The 14,842-nt window shown below is 55.7% G+C and carries 15 protein-coding genes; 6 read left to right on the top strand and 9 right to left on the bottom strand.

What is annotated here, in order from left to right; translation table 11 throughout:
• Positions 1-52: 52 nt before the first annotated feature.
• The 3 genes from trmL to cpxR form a co-directional block, all read right to left on the bottom strand.
• On the bottom strand, positions 53-526 hold the full coding sequence (trmL, locus tag M2407_RS24685) for a tRNA (uridine(34)/cytosine(34)/5-carboxymethylaminomethyluridine(34)-2'-O)-methyltransferase TrmL (protein ID WP_020837573.1): 474 nt from the start codon (positions 524-526) through the stop codon (positions 53-55).
• A gap of 63 nt (positions 527-589) precedes the next feature.
• Positions 590-1,963 (bottom strand): envelope stress sensor histidine kinase CpxA, encoded by a 1,374-nt coding sequence (gene cpxA / locus M2407_RS24680; protein ID WP_020837572.1) that lies wholly within the window; start codon positions 1,961-1,963, stop codon positions 590-592.
• The gene (gene cpxR / locus M2407_RS24675; protein WP_004953234.1) at positions 1,960-2,658 is read right to left on the bottom strand and encodes an envelope stress response regulator transcription factor CpxR; all 699 of its coding nucleotides are present in this window, start codon (positions 2,656-2,658) and stop codon (positions 1,960-1,962) included. The genes cpxA and cpxR overlap by 4 nt, the downstream gene beginning before the upstream one ends.
• A 148-nt stretch (positions 2,659-2,806) precedes the next feature.
• On the opposite strand from cpxR, the gene cpxP reads away from it, so the two are divergent.
• The 4 genes from cpxP to M2407_RS24655 all read left to right on the top strand — a co-directional run bounded on the left by cpxP (position 2,807) and on the right by M2407_RS24655 (position 6,868).
• Positions 2,807-3,301, top strand: coding sequence for a cell-envelope stress modulator CpxP (cpxP, locus tag M2407_RS24670; RefSeq protein WP_041415106.1), 495 nt, complete (start codon positions 2,807-2,809; stop codon positions 3,299-3,301).
• 287 nt (positions 3,302-3,588) lie between these two features.
• Positions 3,589-4,491: a CDF family cation-efflux transporter FieF gene (gene fieF, locus M2407_RS24665; RefSeq protein ID WP_020837568.1), complete on the top strand. Its 903-nt coding sequence runs from the start codon at positions 3,589-3,591 to the stop codon at positions 4,489-4,491.
• A 232-nt stretch (positions 4,492-4,723) separates the two neighbouring features.
• A complete protein-coding gene (gene pfkA, locus M2407_RS24660) occupies positions 4,724-5,686 on the top strand; it encodes a 6-phosphofructokinase (protein WP_020837567.1) in 963 nt (320 codons plus the stop codon).
• Between the two features lie 192 nt (positions 5,687-5,878).
• Positions 5,879-6,868 carry a sulfate ABC transporter substrate-binding protein gene (locus M2407_RS24655; protein ID WP_046375108.1) on the top strand — a complete coding sequence of 330 codons (990 nt, stop codon included), beginning with the start codon at positions 5,879-5,881 and terminating at the stop codon, positions 6,866-6,868.
• Positions 6,869-6,936: 68 nt separating this feature from the next.
• Here the strand turns inward: M2407_RS24655 and tpiA are convergent, their stop codons facing one another.
• Together tpiA and M2407_RS24645 are read right to left on the bottom strand one after the other, a co-directional pair.
• Positions 6,937-7,704 carry a triose-phosphate isomerase gene (tpiA, locus tag M2407_RS24650; protein WP_041415104.1) on the bottom strand — a complete coding sequence of 256 codons (768 nt, stop codon included), beginning with the start codon at positions 7,702-7,704 and terminating at the stop codon, positions 6,937-6,939.
• A 127-nt stretch (positions 7,705-7,831) separates the two neighbouring features.
• Positions 7,832-8,422 (bottom strand): DUF1454 family protein, encoded by a 591-nt coding sequence (locus M2407_RS24645; RefSeq protein ID WP_020837562.1) that lies wholly within the window; start codon positions 8,420-8,422, stop codon positions 7,832-7,834.
• A 199-nt stretch (positions 8,423-8,621) separates the two neighbouring features.
• Here M2407_RS24645 and M2407_RS24640 point away from each other — a divergent pair, with 199 nt between their 5' ends.
• Entirely contained in the window at positions 8,622-9,047 is a 426-nt protein-coding gene (locus M2407_RS24640) for a DUF805 domain-containing protein (protein ID WP_041415101.1), read from the top strand.
• 16 nt (positions 9,048-9,063) lie between these two features.
• On the opposite strand, the gene fpr is transcribed toward M2407_RS24640, so the two are convergent.
• Positions 9,064-9,810 (bottom strand): ferredoxin--NADP(+) reductase, encoded by a 747-nt coding sequence (gene fpr, locus M2407_RS24635; protein WP_020837557.1) that lies wholly within the window; start codon positions 9,808-9,810, stop codon positions 9,064-9,066.
• Positions 9,811-9,813: 3 nt separating this feature from the next.
• Positions 9,814-10,437 (bottom strand): metalloregulator ArsR/SmtB family transcription factor, encoded by a 624-nt coding sequence (locus M2407_RS24630; protein ID WP_128865471.1) that lies wholly within the window; start codon positions 10,435-10,437, stop codon positions 9,814-9,816.
• Positions 10,438-10,733: 296 nt separating this feature from the next.
• Between M2407_RS24630 and emrD the strand changes: the two genes are divergently transcribed.
• Positions 10,734-11,918, top strand: a complete 1,185-nt coding sequence (gene emrD / locus M2407_RS24625) for a multidrug efflux MFS transporter EmrD (protein WP_128865472.1) — start codon at positions 10,734-10,736, stop codon at positions 11,916-11,918.
• 238 nt (positions 11,919-12,156) lie between these two features.
• On the opposite strand, the gene glpX is transcribed toward emrD, so the two are convergent.
• Positions 12,157-13,167, bottom strand: a complete 1,011-nt coding sequence (gene glpX / locus M2407_RS24620) for a class II fructose-bisphosphatase (RefSeq protein WP_020837550.1) — start codon at positions 13,165-13,167, stop codon at positions 12,157-12,159.
• A 131-nt stretch (positions 13,168-13,298) separates the two neighbouring features.
• Positions 13,299-14,807 (bottom strand): glycerol kinase GlpK, encoded by a 1,509-nt coding sequence (glpK, locus tag M2407_RS24615; protein WP_020837549.1) that lies wholly within the window; start codon positions 14,805-14,807, stop codon positions 13,299-13,301.
• Positions 14,808-14,842: the final 35 nt, after the last annotated feature.

Below are 14,842 nucleotides of genomic sequence, written 5' to 3'. Positions count from 1 at the left end.
CGGAGAGGAAACCTTTCAGTATTATCGTCTCCGCAGGAGCGGTTGTCATTGATTAAGACTTAATCAGCGCGCCCGCGTAGTCCAACTGCCGCCAGGCTTCGTACACGACTACCGCGACAGCATTGGACAGGTTCATGCTGCGGCTTTGTGCCTGCATGGGGATGCGGATTTTCTGCTGTGCCGGCAAGGCGTCAAGGATCTCGGCGGGCAGACCGCGAGTTTCCGGTCCGAACAACAGGTAGTCGCCAGCCTGGTAGCTGACTGCGCTGTGTGCCGGGGTGCCTTTGGTGGTCAGGGCAAACAGACGCTGCGGATTTTCGCTGGCGATAAAGGCGGCGTAGTCGGCATGACGTCGGATACTGGCGAATTCATGGTAGTCCAGCCCGGCGCGGCGCAGGCGTTTATCATCCCACGGGAAGCCCATTGGCTCTATCAGATGCAGTTGAAAACCGGTATTGGCGCACAGACGGATGATATTGCCGGTATTGGGTGGAATTTCAGGTTCGAATAAAACGATGTTCAGCATGTAAAAAGCCCCTCATGACGAGGGGCGCAGAATAGCAAAATCTTACCGGCCTGTCTTAGGCTATCAGCGTTGGTGGAGCGGTAACCACAGCACCAGACGCAGGCCGCCGAGCGGACTGTCTTCCGCTTTCACCCAGCCACGGTGCTGGTTAACCGCTGCCTCTACGATGGCCAGGCCCAGACCTGTCCCGCCGGATGCGCGATCGCGTGCTTCATCGGTTCGATAGAACGGTCGGAATATTTGCTCGCGATCTTCCGCGCTGACACCGGGACCGTCGTCGTCGACCACAATGGTGATGCCTTGGTTGTCTGCGCTGAACGCCACGGCAATATGGGTGTTCGAATAACGCAGGGCATTACGCACGATATTTTCCAACGCGCTATCCAGCGCACCGGCGTTACCGTACAGGGTCCACGGGCCGGGAGGGGAGGTGATCTCCAGCTGTTTGCCCATTTGTTCTGCTTCGAAGCTGGCGTCGTCCAGCACGTCGGCCCACAGTTCGTTGGCCAGCAAGCGCTCACGCACCAACTCACTTTTCTGTTGCCCACGCGACAACACCAGTAAATCGTTAATCATCGAGTCCAGGCGCTGTGCTTCGGTTTCGATACGTGCCAGCTCGTGCCCTTCGCCGTGGCGACGGCGCATTAATGCCGTGGCCAGCTGCAAACGGGTTAGCGGCGTGCGCAACTCATGCGAAATATCGGAGATCAGCCGTTGCTGAGCGGTCATCATGCGTTCCAACGCGCTGACCATTTGGTTAAAACTGGCGCCGGTCGCCAGGAACTCTTGTGGCCCGGCCTCCAGCTCAGGATGCTGTTTCAGGTTGCCACGTGCGACATCGTCCGCCGCATTCTTCAGCTTGCGCGCCGGTTTTGCCAGGCTCCAGGCCAGCCATAGCAGCAAGGGGGCGCTGATCAGCATAGTGACGATCAGCAGCAGCAGCGGCCGGTCGAACATCAGGTTGATAAAATCGGATTGTGGGCTGTTGGCAGGGCGGATCAGGTACAGCTGGTAGTTGTCTTCACCATCCCGCACCGAGAAAGGGCCGACCAGTTCGACACGGCCATATTTCTTCTTCTTCGGATGATCGGCGTTATCGGATTGGCCGATAAAATTGCGCACCAACTGCATTTCGTTGCGCTGCATGTTGCCAATCACCCGGCCTTCGCTGGTGACCAGCAGCAGGCGCTGCCCTGGCGGGGCCCATTTTTCAATGGCGCGGAATAAGCGTCGCCACCACATCAGATCGTTGGCCGGATCGTTTTGCAACTCGGCCTCGACGTGTTGTTCCAGCATCAGCCCCTGCCGCTGTTCGCTGTCCAGCAGCGAGGTCATTTGGCGGGAGTCTAACTTGGGCACCATCAACACCAACATCAGCACCAGGGCCAATGTGAACCAGAAAATGGCGAAGATGCGTGCCGTCAAACTGTTGATCATGTTGCAGATACCATTAAGTAACCCCGACCACGCAGCGTTTTGAACCACGGATGACCGTCTTTGCGGTTCGGCAACTTACGTCGCAGGTTGGAGATGTGCATATCGATAGCGCGATCAAAAGGCGTCAGCCGTTTACCCAGTACTTCCTGGCTCAGCAGTTCGCGTGACACCACTTGACCAAGGTGCTGCGCCAGCAGGTACAGCAGGGTAAATTCGGTGCCGGTGAGATCCAGCGTTTGGCCGTCGAAGCTGGCTTCCTGGCGACCCGGGTTGAGCTGCAGGCCGTCTACGTCCAGCGTTGGTGCGCCGGTATCGACATTCTGCTGTTGTTCGCTCCAGTTGGAACGGCGCAGAATTGCGCGGATACGTGCCACCAGTTCGCGATCGTTAAAGGGTTTTGGCAGGTAGTCATCGGCGCCCAGTTCCAGGCCCAAAACGCGGTCAAGTTCACTGCCGCGAGCGGTCAGCATGATGACCGGCGTCTGGTGATGCTGACGCAGCTCTTTCAACGTATCGATACCGTTTTTCTTCGGCATCATGATATCGAGCAGCAGCAGATCGATGGAGCTGTCCAGTAGCGACAACGCCTGTTCGCCATCGTAAGCAACCACGATGGTAAAGCCTTCCATTTCAAGCAGTTCTTTTAACAGCGAGGTCAGCTCGCGGTCGTCGTCAACTAACAGAATTTTATTCATTATGTTTTACCTCCTGACGCAAAATACGTCATCAACTGTTGGCATTCCATGACTTTACGTAGTTTTACATGCACTGACGCATGTTTGCAGGTGCAGCAGTACACTGCTCCTCGTTGATTCGCAAAGTGAGAAAGCACGAGGAGTTGAAATGCGTAAGGTGACCGCATTAGTTATGGCATCAATGCTGGCAATAGGTTCTACCGCTGCGTTCGCTGCCGACACTACATCGGAAACTGCACCGACTCCCGGAAACGATGCGACCACCAGAACACCTGGCCAACACCACATGTTTGACGGTGTCAGCCTGACTGAGCAACAGCGCCAGCAAATGCGCGATTTAATGCGCCAGGCGCGCCACGATCTGCCAGGTGTCAATGTAGCTGAAATGGAAGCCATGCATAAGCTGGTGACCGCAGACAAATTTGATGAAGCCGCCGTGTATGCCCAGGCGGAACAGATGGCCCAGCAGCAGGTTAAGCGTCAGGTCGAAATGGCCCGGGTACGCAACCAAATGTATAACCTGCTGACGCCACAGCAAAAAAGCGTTTTAGACCAGAAACATCAGCAGCGCATGCAGCAGATGGAGCAACAGATTTCTGGTTTGCAGCAAACTTCTGCCCAGAAGTTAAGTACGACTGAGTAGTCCCCTGTTTTTTCCTTGCCATAGACACCATCCCTGTCTTCCCCCGCCATGATGGCGGGGTTTTTTTTATCCATCAATTACAGCTTGATAGCCCGCCAGGCAACTCTGCAAGGTTAAACCACAGAGTATGGACCATGACGACGTTTAGCGCCGGTCGCACGGATTGTTTGCATCGATATGGCGACATCCCTTCGCGATATGCACTACGTTGGCGGCGGTTATCTGAAGGGCTTTTTTGCTCACCATTCCGTTATACTGACCCTCTGAACGTTTAACCGGGATGGGTTATGGAACCGCAATATGCGCGTTTGGTTAAATCCGCCGCGTTAGCGGCCACCGTTTTGGCCTCAACGCTGTTACTGATCAAAATTGTCGCCTGGTACCGCACCGGTTCGGTGAGCCTGTTGGCCGCGCTGGTGGATTCGCTGGTGGATATTGCCGCGTCGCTGACCAACCTGCTGGTGGTACGTTACTCGCTGCAGCCGGCCGATGAGGAGCATACCTTCGGGCACGGCAAGGCCGAATCGTTGGCGGCGCTGGCGCAAAGCATGTTCATTTCTGGCTCGGCGCTATTTTTGTTTCTCACCGGTTTTCAGCATCTGTACTCACCGGAAACCTTGCGTGACCCTGGCATCGGTATTGCCGTGACGATAGTGGCGTTGGTCAGCACCCTGCTGTTGGTCACCTATCAGCGTTGGGTGGTAAGAAAAACTCGCAGTCAGGCCGTCCGAGCAGATATGCTGCATTATCAGTCAGATGTCATGATGAATGGTGCTATTCTTATAGCGCTTGCGCTAAGCTGGTACGGTTTTCACCGGGCAGATGCGCTGTTTGCACTGGGAATCGGCGTCTACATTCTTTATAGCGCGCTGCGAATGGGCAATGAAGCTGTGCAATCGCTGCTGGACCGGGCATTGCCGGACGACGAGCGCCAGGCGATTATCGACGTGATCTCCTCATGGCCTGGGGTCAAAGGCGCGCACGATCTACGCACTCGCCAGTCCGGTCCGACGCGTTTTATTCAGTTGCATCTGGAGATGGACGATGCGTTACCGCTGATGCAGGCGCATATTCTGGCTGAACAGGTGGAACAGGCGCTGTTGCACCGTTTCCCGGGGGCTGATGTTCTTATCCATCAGGATCCTTGTTCTGTAGTGCCCGCGGGCCGACAGGGGCGTTGGGAGCTATAATTAATGCAGGACAACGGGAACTCGCACAGCGGATAGATAACGGCATTAGCTCCGCGTGCCATGACGCTTTTTTACCGCAATATTGCGTGACTTGAATCAATTCAGCTGGGTGTTTTTGCTATAATATCCAGCAATAAAGCCGTAAAGCTGGTTTTCTGCAGCCGGAGAGGTTTCAAGACAATCGGCGAATACAGAATTCTTAAGAAATTGCATCTACAGTTCAGAGGTAGTCATGATCAAGAAAATCGGTGTACTGACGAGTGGCGGTGATTCGCCGGGTATGAACGCTGCAATCCGCGGCGTTGTGCGTGCTGCACTTTCGGAAGGTCTGGAAGTTTTTGGTATTTACGATGGCTACCTTGGCTTGTACGAAGATCGCATGGAACAATTGGACCGCTATAGCGTGTCCGATATGATCAATCGCGGCGGCACTTTCCTCGGTTCAGCCCGCTTCCCTGAGTTCAGAGACGACAGCGTACGCGCCAAGGCAATTGAGAATCTGAAAAACCGCGGTATTGACGCGCTGGTGGTGATCGGCGGCGACGGTTCCTATATGGGCGCCAAACGCCTGACGGAAGAAGGTTTCCCTTGTATCGGCCTGCCAGGCACCATCGATAACGATGTGGCCGGTACCGACTACACCATCGGCTTCTTCACCGCGCTAGAAACCGTCGTGGAAGCTATTGACCGTCTGCGCGATACCTCATCTTCTCATCAGCGTATTTCCATCGTTGAAGTGATGGGGCGCTACTGTGGCGATCTGACCCTGGCGGCGGCGATTGCCGGTGGTTGTGAATTTATCGTATTGCCTGAAACCGAGTTCAACCGCGAAGACCTGGTCTGCGAAATCAAGGCTGGTATTGCCAAAGGCAAAAAACACGCGATTGTGGCGATCACCGAACACATCTGCGATATCGATGAGTTGGCTCGCCATATCGAACAAGAAACCAAGCGTGAAACCCGCGCGACCGTGCTGGGCCACATTCAGCGCGGCGGCTCGCCGGTAGCTTATGACCGTATTCTGGCTTCCCGCATGGGCGCTTACGCGATTGAGTTGCTGCTGCAGGGCTACGGCGGTCGTTGCGTCGGTATCCAGAACGAGAAGATGGTGCACCACGACATCATCGATGCGATCGAAAACATGAAGCGTCCGTTCAAGGGCGACTGGCTGGATACAGCGAAAAAGCTGTACTGATCCCGCATTAATTCAGCTCGAGAAGCCTCCGCACGCGGAGGCTTTTTTTATGCCCGTGGTAGTTATATTCCATAATCGTCTAGCCCAACATTTTTTATTCTTTAATTGGCGGGAAAGTTTCTGGCAGGCTCTGATGCTAAATCAACCGATTGAGGTTGTGATTAATTTTCCTGGGAGAGCGAGTCGATGCGTATGCGTAAATGGGGTGTAGGTCTGACAATAATGCTGTTGGCGTCCGGCGCCATGGCGAAAGATATCCAACTGCTGAACGTTTCGTACGACCCGACACGCGAGTTCTATCAGGAATATAACACCGCATTCGGTAAATATTGGCAGCAGCAGACCGGCGATAAAGTGACGGTACGTCAGTCACATGGCGGCTCCGGCAAGCAGGCGACCTCGGTGATTAACGGCATTGAAGCCGATGTGGTCACGCTGGCGCTAGCCTATGACGTGGATGCCATTGCCGAACGCGGACGCATCGATAAAGATTGGATCAAACGCCTGCCGGACAACTCGGCACCTTATACCTCGACCATTGTATTTCTGGTGCGTAAAGGCAACCCAAAACAAATTCACGACTGGCCAGATCTGATTAAACCGGGCGTCTCGGTGATCACCCCGAACCCGAAAACTTCCGGGGGTGCACGCTGGAACTATCTGGCGGCCTGGGGTTACGCACTACACCAGAACAATAACGATCAGGCCAAAGCGCAGGAGTTCGTTAAAAACCTGTATAAGAACGTCGAAGTGCTGGATTCCGGCGCACGCGGTTCAACCAATACCTTCGTTGAGCGTGGTATTGGCGATGTGCTGATCGCCTGGGAAAACGAAGCTTTGCTGGCGGAGAAAGAGCTGGGTAAAGACAAGTTTGAAATTATCACCCCAAGTGAATCGATTTTGGCGGAGCCGACCGTCTCGGTGGTGGATAAAGTGGTTGATAAGCGCGGTACCCGTGATGTGGCGACGGCTTACCTGAAATATCTGTATACGCCGGAAGGACAAACCATCGCGGCGAAAAACTACTACCGTCCGCGTGACGCGGCTGTGGCGGCCAAGTTTGCCGAGCAATTCCCGAAACTGAAGCTGTTCACGGTGGATGATACCTTCGGCGGTTGGACTCAGGCACAGAAGGTACACTTCGCCACCGGCGGTGTGTTCGACGAAATCAGCAAACGCTGATGCCTTGATGACAATAATAAAAAACCCCGGCAAGCCGGGGTTTTTTATTTAGCAGCCAGAGAAAGAAATCAGGCTTTTTTAGCAGCGGCAGCGGCTTTGACGATCACAGCGAAAGCATCGGCTTTCAGTGAGGCGCCGCCAACCAGCGCGCCGTCGATGTCCGGCTGGGTGAACAGCTCGGCGGCATTTTTATCGTTCACAGAACCGCCGTACTGGATGATCACTTCTGCAGCTACTGCAGCGTCCTGTTTGGCGATGTGATCGCGGATAAATTTGTGTACTGCCTGAGCCTGCGCAGGGGTGGCGGATTTACCGGTACCGATAGCCCAGATTGGCTCATAAGCGATAACGGCGCCTTTGAAGGCTTCTGCGCCCTGAGTTTTCAGCACGGCGTCGATCTGGCGTGCACAAACTTCTTCGGTTTTACCCGCTTCGTTTTCTGCGTCGGTTTCACCGATGCACAGCACTGGGATCAGGCCGGCTTTTTTCAGCACGGCAAATTTCTCGGCGATCGCTGCATCGGTTTCTTTGTGGTAAGTACGACGCTCGGAGTGGCCGATGATGATGTATTGCGCACCGATATCTTTCAGCATGTCGGCGGAAACTTCACCGGTGAATGCGCCGGACAGGTTCACGTCTACGTTTTGAGCGCCCAGAGCAATGCGGCTGCCGGCCAGTGCGTGTTTCGCCTGGTCCAGGTACATCACAGGCGGTGCGATAGCGACGCCACAACCGTCAACGCTGCTCAGCTCATTGCGCAGAGCGGCGATCAGTTCGTTAACCATGTGAGTGCTGCCGTTAAGCTTCCAGTTACCCATAACTAATGGATGACGCATGTTTTTTCCTCCAACAAGGGAACGCGAGAGTCGAAATAACCACTGCCGGACCGGCAGTTTACCTGCCCAACAGTATAGAGATGATTAAGCGCGAAGGCTTTGCTTTTTGTCATTAAATAGCCTGCCGTTACGGCTCGGATAACGTCAGCTTAACCGGTTCAACAGCGAAAGTTACTCCTTTATCGCCGTTGTCTGCCACTACATAGCGGATCGCACCGACCTGCTGTTGGTAAAAGCGCTGGCCTTTGCCTTTTTCCAGCAGGTTGGCCACTTTACTCAGGCTTTTTTCCACCGTCAGCGTCGGTTCAAACTGGCGCATCAACGCGGCCATATAGCTGACGGCAATGGTGCGAGCGGCTTTTTCTTCGTTGCTCTGCTGTAGCGGCAGGTGGGTAATTTGCAGCGTTTTGATTTTTCCGGTGCCTTTTTCCAGCGCGGTTGAGGCATAGAGATTTTCATTTAGCTTGCTGGCAGCGCGCGTCAACAGCGGCGTATCGTCTTCGGTGGTGGCAATAGCGCGGAATTCGCCGATCGGTAGCGTCGGGTTATCGCGGTTATATTTTTCGCGGAACTTCACCACCGTCAGATCAAACGTTGGCGCTCCGGCCAGCAGGTAGGGCGCGGTAGGCGAAGCGTTGGCGGGGGCATCCGGCGGATCGGCCCAGGCGCTGCCGATGCCCAGCAACAGGCAGGCAATGGCGATGGTTTTTCTCAGCATGGTATACACGGCATCAATGACAAAGATGGCTCCGATTAAAGCGAGAACAGAGGGGGGTGTCAAAGATCCCGCGCCATTATCGCTCGCTGACAAGAAAGCTGTGCGTTACTCCGCGTAATGCAGGGCAGAAATCTTCGCCCGGCAGCGCCTATGTTACACTGCACGGCAGAATATGGGCAGGCAAACAACGCAGGATTCAATGACAATACAACAGTGGTGTTTTTCGTTTAAGGGTCGTATTGGGCGGCGTGATTTCTGGATTTGGATGGTGCTGTGGGTAGTGCTGATGGCGGTGGCTTTTTCACTCGCCAGCAATAAACTGGTGGATATCCAAACCATCGCCTTTTTTATCGTTGGGCTGCTGTGGCCAACGGCGGCGGTGCTGGTGAAGCGTTTGCATGACCGCAATAAAGCCGGTTGGTGGGCGTTGTTACTGATTGTGGCTTGGCTGCTGGCGGCGGGTAACTGGCAAATGCTGGCGCCGGTTTGGCAGTGGGGCGTGGGGCGTTTTATCCCGACGTTGATCATTGTGATGATGATGATCGATTTGGGCGCGTTTGTCGGCACGCCCGAGGATAATCGTTTTGGTCCGCCGGCCAAACCCGTTAAGTTCGGCGCGGATTAAAACCAGAGGCTATCAATTACCAATAGTGTTCGCTGGTGATATGGCCCGGTTTGCGGCGCAGGTGCTTGCGCATCTGGCGCTGATCTTTCAGCGTTTGCTGGGTATCGCGTACCATTTGCGGGTTACCGCACAGCATGACGTGGTCAGTTTCGGCGTCGAGGGTCAAGCCTACCGCCGCTTCCAGCCGGCCATCCTCAATCAGCGCGGGTACGCGTCCCGTCAGCGAGCCGGGGACTTCTTCACGGCTGACGATGGTTTGAATGCGCAGTTTGCCATTGTAACGCTGTTGCAACTGCTGCATCAGCGGCAGGTAGCTGAGATCGCGCGCAAAGCGTGCGGCATGCACCAGCACCAGGTTTTTGAAGCGCTCCAGGCCTTTGCCTTCCTGCAGAATCGACAGGTAAGGGCCGATGGCGGTACCGGTGGCCAACATCCACAGGGTGTCGCATTCCGGCACCTCGTCCAGCACGAAAAATCCGGCGGCCTCTTTGGTCACCATCACGTCCGAACCCGGCCGTAGCTGATTGAGCCGTGGGCTCAGTTTGCCTTCCGGCACGGTAACCAGGTAAAACTCCAGATTCGGATCGCTGGGGGCGTTGACGTAAGAATAGGCGCGCTGCACGCGTTCGCCGTCAACTTCCAGCGCCAGCTTGGCAAACTGCCCGGCAATAAAGGGATCTATGGGGGCGTCGACGATAATGCTGAACAGCCCGTCGGTCCATTGTTTGACTTGCGTAACCTTGCCATTAACCCAATCAGCCATACTCTAAAGCTCCAATGGTCGAATCAAATAAGCGCAATGTCGTGAGCCGGAAATAGCATGCGCAGTACGCTCTATACGATAGCCGTGGCCAAACAGGCGGTGAAACAGCTGCAGCTCCGAGTTGCACAGGCTGCTGCAGGCGGTGGCCGCTACGCCGATGGGGCAGTGGTTTTCCACCAGCAATGTGCCCTCCGGATGCTCAAGCAGTTCGGCCATATAGCCATCGTGTTGCCGCAGACGCACTAACCGGGCGAGTTTCGCCTGATGACAAGTCTCTTCCGACAGCTCTTCGGCATAGCGCTGATAAAGTTTTTCTTCGCGCGCACTGAGTAACTGTTCAACCGCTTCAGTGCCAAACAGCTGATGGGCGGAATCCAACAACGTCGTCGCCAAAGTATCGTGACCATCGGCGAACCGGCTGTGTCCCTCATGGGTCAGCGACCAGTAGCGCGTCGGACGGCCCACTTTGGTGCGCGCTTCCTCGTAACAAACCAGCTCACGTTTTTCCAGGGATTGCAGATGCTGACGAATGCCCATGGGGGTGATATCCAGATGCTCGGCCAGCATTTTGGCGGAGTGTGGCCCCAGGGTTTTTAACTGCAATAAAATCAGCTCTGGTGTCTTCATAATCCAAATCCCTATGGTGTTATTTTATTTCAAGATGATGAAAATAATTATCGATTAAATGCTAAAGCTAAACTACTGAAAATTTACCCTTTTTAACCCTTAAGCGGTAGACGTACAGTTTAATTTACGAGGCTGGTTGCCTTTGCTGCCACTGTGACGCAGATCAATATCTGTCTGAAACTCGCTAAAAAAATCAGATTTGTTAGCTTATGCCGCCATAGAGGGCTGCTCGCCGTTCTGGCTGAAAGTGGGGCCATACCGGGACGCTGTGACGAGTTAAAACGTTAACGAAGATAATGAGAAAAATAGAAAACTTTCACCTGCTGGTGATGCTTATCCTGTTGGTGGCCGTCGGTCAGATGGCACAAACCATTTATGTTCCTGTTATTGCTGATATCGCCAAGGATCTGTCGGTGCGCTCCGGCGCAGTGCAGCGCGTGATGGCGGCGTATCTGATGACCTACGGGTTCTCGCAGCTGATTTACGGCCCGTTGTCGGACCGCATAGGCCGCCGTCCGGTGATCCTGGCCGGGATGATGATCTTCCTGATGGGGGCCCTGGGCGCGCTGTTGTCCAACAGCCTGACGATGCTGGTTGCTGCCAGCGCCATTCAGGGTATGGGCACCGGCGTGGCGGGGGTGATGGCGCGTACCATGCCGCGTGACCTGTATGCCGGCACTTCGCTGCGGTATGCCAATAGCCTGCTTAACATGGGCATCCTGGTGAGTCCGCTGCTGGCGCCGATCATCGGCGGGGCTTTGGCGATGGTCTTTGGTTGGCGCGCCTGTTATGCCTTCCTGTTGGTATTGTGCGCCGGTGTAGCCTTCTCCATGTTCCGCTGGCTGCCGGAAACCCGGCCGCAGCAAACCGAAAAGCGGCGTATGCTGGCAAGTTTCCGCAAGCTGCTGGCTGACGGCACGTTCAGTTGTTATCTGGTCATGCTGATTGGTGCGCTGGCGGGGATCGCCGTATTTGAAGCCAGCTGTGGCGTGTTGATGGGTGGCGTGCTGGGTCTGAGTGGCCTGACCGTCAGTCTGCTGTTTATTCTGCCGATCCCGGCGGCGTTCTTTGGCGCCTGGTATGCTGGTCGCGACGGTAAAACCTTCCATACTCTGGTGTGGCATTCGGTTATCAGCTGCCTGTTGGCGGGTCTGATGATGTGGATCCCGGGCTGGTTTGGGGTGATGAACATCTGGACGCTGATTGTGCCGGCTGCGCTGTTCTTCTTCGGCGCGGGGATGATGTTCCCGTTGGCCACCACCGGTGCGATGGAGCCGTTCCCCTATCTGGCCGGCGCGGCGGGGGCATTGGTCGGTGGTATGCAGAATATGGGGTCTGGCCTGGCGACCTGGCTTTCTGCCATGCTGCCGCAAACCGGGCAGTTCAGCCTCGGTCTGCTGATGTTTGCCATGGCGCTGCTGATATTGCTGTGCTGGTGGCCGCTGTCGAATCGAATGCAGCATCAGGGCCATACCGCATAAAGCGTGTAGGGAGTTTGATGACAAAGTGGTCTGTGGACCCGAGATACTCGGGCCTAGCGCACCGAGGGGCCATTATGGGACACATCCTTGTGTCCCACCCTACGGGCCGACTGGAAGTCGTTCCCATTTGCTCCCGGCAAATGGGTCGGCGGGCAAGCCGCTACGACCCCATCGGCACGCTCTCCCTAATAACGGGCTTTGTCAGCAGTCTGAGGGCGCCAATCGGCGCCCTGTTTCATTACAGCAGGAACTCGTGCAGCGCCGGGTCTTTGCGATCCAGATAATGGGTCGAACGAATGCGGCGGATAGTGCGTGATTTACCGCGGATCAGCAGGGTTTCCGTGGTGGCCATATTTCCCTGGCGGCTGATGCCTTCCAACAGATCGCCCTTGGTGATGCCGGTTGCGGAGAAAATAACGTTGTCGTTGCGCGCCATGTCATCCAACACCAGCACTTTGCCGGCTTCGATGCCCATCGCTTTGCAGCGTGCCAACTCTTCTTCGCCAATACGGCGATTTTCGGCGCTGTCGCCTTTCACCTGATGGCGTGGCAGCAGGCGAGCCTGCATATCGCCATCCAATGCGCGGATCACCGCGGCAGAAATCACCCCTTCAGGCGCGCCGCCGATGCCGTACATCACGTCGACTTCGCTGTCCGGCATACAGGTCAGAATAGAAGCCGCTACGTCACCGTCAGGAATGGCAAATACGCGAACCCCGAGTTGTTGCATCTGGGCGATAACGCCGTCGTGACGCGGCTTGGCCAGAATGACCACGGTCAGTTGAGTCAGCGGTTTGCCCAGGCAGGCCGCCACCTTATTCAGATTTTCCGCCAGCGGCAGGTTAAGATCGATAGCGCCGCGTGCCGCCGGGCCAACCACCAGTTTTTCCATATACATGTCCGGCGCGTGCAGGAAGGTGCCGCGATCGCCGACCGCCAGCACCGCCAATGCATTGGGCTGGCCCATGGCGGTCATGCGGGTACCTTCAATCGGGTCGACCGCGATATCTACCGCATCGCCCTGACCGCTGCCGACCTGCTCGCCGATATACAGCATCGGTGCTTCATCAATCTCGCCTTCGCCGATCACGATGCGGCCATCGATATCCACTTTGTTGAGCATAATGCGCATTGCGTTGACTGCGGCGCCGTCGGCGGCATTCTTGTCGCCGCGTCCCAGCCATTTGTAGCCCGCCAGCGCGGCGGCTTCGGTAACACGGGAAAATTCGATGGCTAATTCACGTTTCATGGCAAAACCTGTCTGTGAGAAAGGAAGAAAATATCGGCAAAGTTTATCACAGCGGGCGACGGCGAGGGCGGGGCAAAAAAAACGCGCCGCCCGAAGGCAGCGCGTGATCAGGGTAACAAAGCAAAACAGCGTTAGTCGTGCTCTTCCCATGCTTGTGCGCGGGCAACCGCTTTTTTCCAGCCGCTATAACGGAAGTTACGCTCGGTGGTTTCAATGCTTGGACGGAACTCGCGTTCGATAACCGCCTTGCTCTTCACTTCATCCAGGTCATTCCAGTAGCCGATAGCCAGGCCTGCCAGGAATGCGGCACCCAGCGCAGTCGATTCACGCACTTCAGGGCGCTCGACACGGGTACCGAGGATGTCTGACTGGAACTGCATCAGGAAGTTGTTGGCGACCGCGCCACCGTCCACACGCAGCGATTGCAGACGGGTATTGGAGTCTGCCTGCATGGCATCCAGCACGTCGCGCGTCTGATACGCAATGGATTCCAGCGTTGCACGGATGATGTGGTTGCTGTTCGCGCCGCGGGTCAGGCCGAAGATCGCGCCACGGGCATACGGGTCCCAGTAAGGAGCGCCCAGGCCGGTGAAGGCCGGGACCACATACACGCCGTTGCTGTCTTTCACCTTGGTGGCGAAGTACTCGGAGTCGGCCGCATCGCTGATCAGTTTCAGTTCGTCGCGCAACCACTGGATAGAAGCACCGCCGATGAACACAGCACCTTCCAGTGCGTAATTCACTTCGCCGCGTGGGCCGCAGGCGATGGTGGTCAACAGGCCGTGGCTTGAGCGTACCGCTTCTTTACCGGTGTTCATCAGCAGGAAGCAGCCGGTACCGTAGGTGTTTTTCGCCATGCCCGGTTGAACACACAGTTGGCCGTACAGCGCCGCCTGCTGGTCACCGGCGATACCGGCGATAGGAATACGCGTACCGCCTTTACCACCGATGTTGGTCTGGCCATACACTTCAGAAGAAGGACGGACTTTAGGCAGCATGGCGCGTGGGATATCCAGCGCTTCCAGCATGCGGTCATCCCAATCCAGCTCATGGATGTTGAACATCATGGTACGTGAGGCGTTGGTGTAATCGGTCACATGCACCCGCCCTTGGGTCATTTTCCACACCAGCCAGGTATCGACGGTACCGAACAGCAGCTCGCCGCGTTTGGCGCGTTCGCGGGCGCCTTCAACGTTGTCGAGGATCCATTTTACCTTGGTGCCGGAGAAGTATGGGTCAACCACCAGGCCGGTATTGTGACGGATGTACTCTTCCAGGCCGTCACGCTTGAGCTTTTCGCAGATGTCGGCGGTGCGGCGGCATTGCCAGACGATGGCGTTGTAAATCGGTTTGCCGGTCTCTTTTTCCCAGACGATGGTGGTTTCACGCTGGTTGGTGATGCCGATACCGGCGATCTGATCGGAATTGATATCGGCTTTCGCCAGCACTTCCACCAGCGTGGAGCTCTGTGATGACCAGATCTCCATAGGATCATGCTCAACCCAGCCGGCTTTTGGGTAAATCTGCGTGAACTCGCGCTGGGATACCGCAACAATGTTGGCATCGTGGTCGAGCACTACGGCACGTGAACTGGTGGTACCCTGGTCGAGAGCGACAATGTATTTTTTTTCTACAGTCATGATCTTAGTCCTGCTGTTGTTAACCGTTTTAAAAC

This window comes from Serratia sp. BIGb0234 (genome assembly GCF_024809915.1).
GTDB classification, from domain to species: domain Bacteria; phylum Pseudomonadota; class Gammaproteobacteria; order Enterobacterales; family Enterobacteriaceae; genus Serratia; species Serratia liquefaciens.
Note: the sequence above shows the minus strand (reverse complement) of the source record. Positions and strands in the feature narration are given on the sequence as shown.

Excerpts from the sequence above, each read along its gene's own strand:
- pfkA (WP_020837567.1), top strand. The coding sequence starts at position 4,724 with ATGATCAAGAAAATCGGTGTACTGACGAGTGGCGGTGATTCGCCGGGT.
- M2407_RS24655 (WP_046375108.1), top strand. The coding sequence starts at position 5,879 with ATGCGTAAATGGGGTGTAGGTCTGACAATAATGCTGTTGGCGTCCGGC.
- M2407_RS24645 (WP_020837562.1), bottom strand. The coding sequence starts at position 8,422 with ATGCTGAGAAAAACCATCGCCATTGCCTGCCTGTTGCTGGGCATCGGC.
- fpr (WP_020837557.1), bottom strand. The coding sequence starts at position 9,810 with ATGGCTGATTGGGTTAATGGCAAGGTTACGCAAGTCAAACAATGGACC.
- glpX (WP_020837550.1), bottom strand. The coding sequence starts at position 13,167 with ATGAAACGTGAATTAGCCATCGAATTTTCCCGTGTTACCGAAGCCGCC.
- cpxR (WP_004953234.1), bottom strand. The coding sequence starts at position 2,658 with ATGAATAAAATTCTGTTAGTTGACGACGACCGCGAGCTGACCTCGCTG.
- trmL (WP_020837573.1), bottom strand. The coding sequence starts at position 526 with ATGCTGAACATCGTTTTATTCGAACCTGAAATTCCACCCAATACCGGC.
- cpxA (WP_020837572.1), bottom strand. The coding sequence starts at position 1,963 with ATGATCAACAGTTTGACGGCACGCATCTTCGCCATTTTCTGGTTCACA.
- fieF (WP_020837568.1), top strand. The coding sequence starts at position 3,589 with ATGGAACCGCAATATGCGCGTTTGGTTAAATCCGCCGCGTTAGCGGCC.
- M2407_RS24640 (WP_041415101.1), top strand. The coding sequence starts at position 8,622 with ATGACAATACAACAGTGGTGTTTTTCGTTTAAGGGTCGTATTGGGCGG.
- cpxP (WP_041415106.1), top strand. The coding sequence starts at position 2,807 with ATGCGTAAGGTGACCGCATTAGTTATGGCATCAATGCTGGCAATAGGT.
- emrD (WP_128865472.1), top strand. The coding sequence starts at position 10,734 with ATGAGAAAAATAGAAAACTTTCACCTGCTGGTGATGCTTATCCTGTTG.
- tpiA (WP_041415104.1), bottom strand. The coding sequence starts at position 7,704 with ATGCGTCATCCATTAGTTATGGGTAACTGGAAGCTTAACGGCAGCACT.
- glpK (WP_020837549.1), bottom strand. The coding sequence starts at position 14,807 with ATGACTGTAGAAAAAAAATACATTGTCGCTCTCGACCAGGGTACCACC.
- M2407_RS24630 (WP_128865471.1), bottom strand. The coding sequence starts at position 10,437 with ATGAAGACACCAGAGCTGATTTTATTGCAGTTAAAAACCCTGGGGCCA.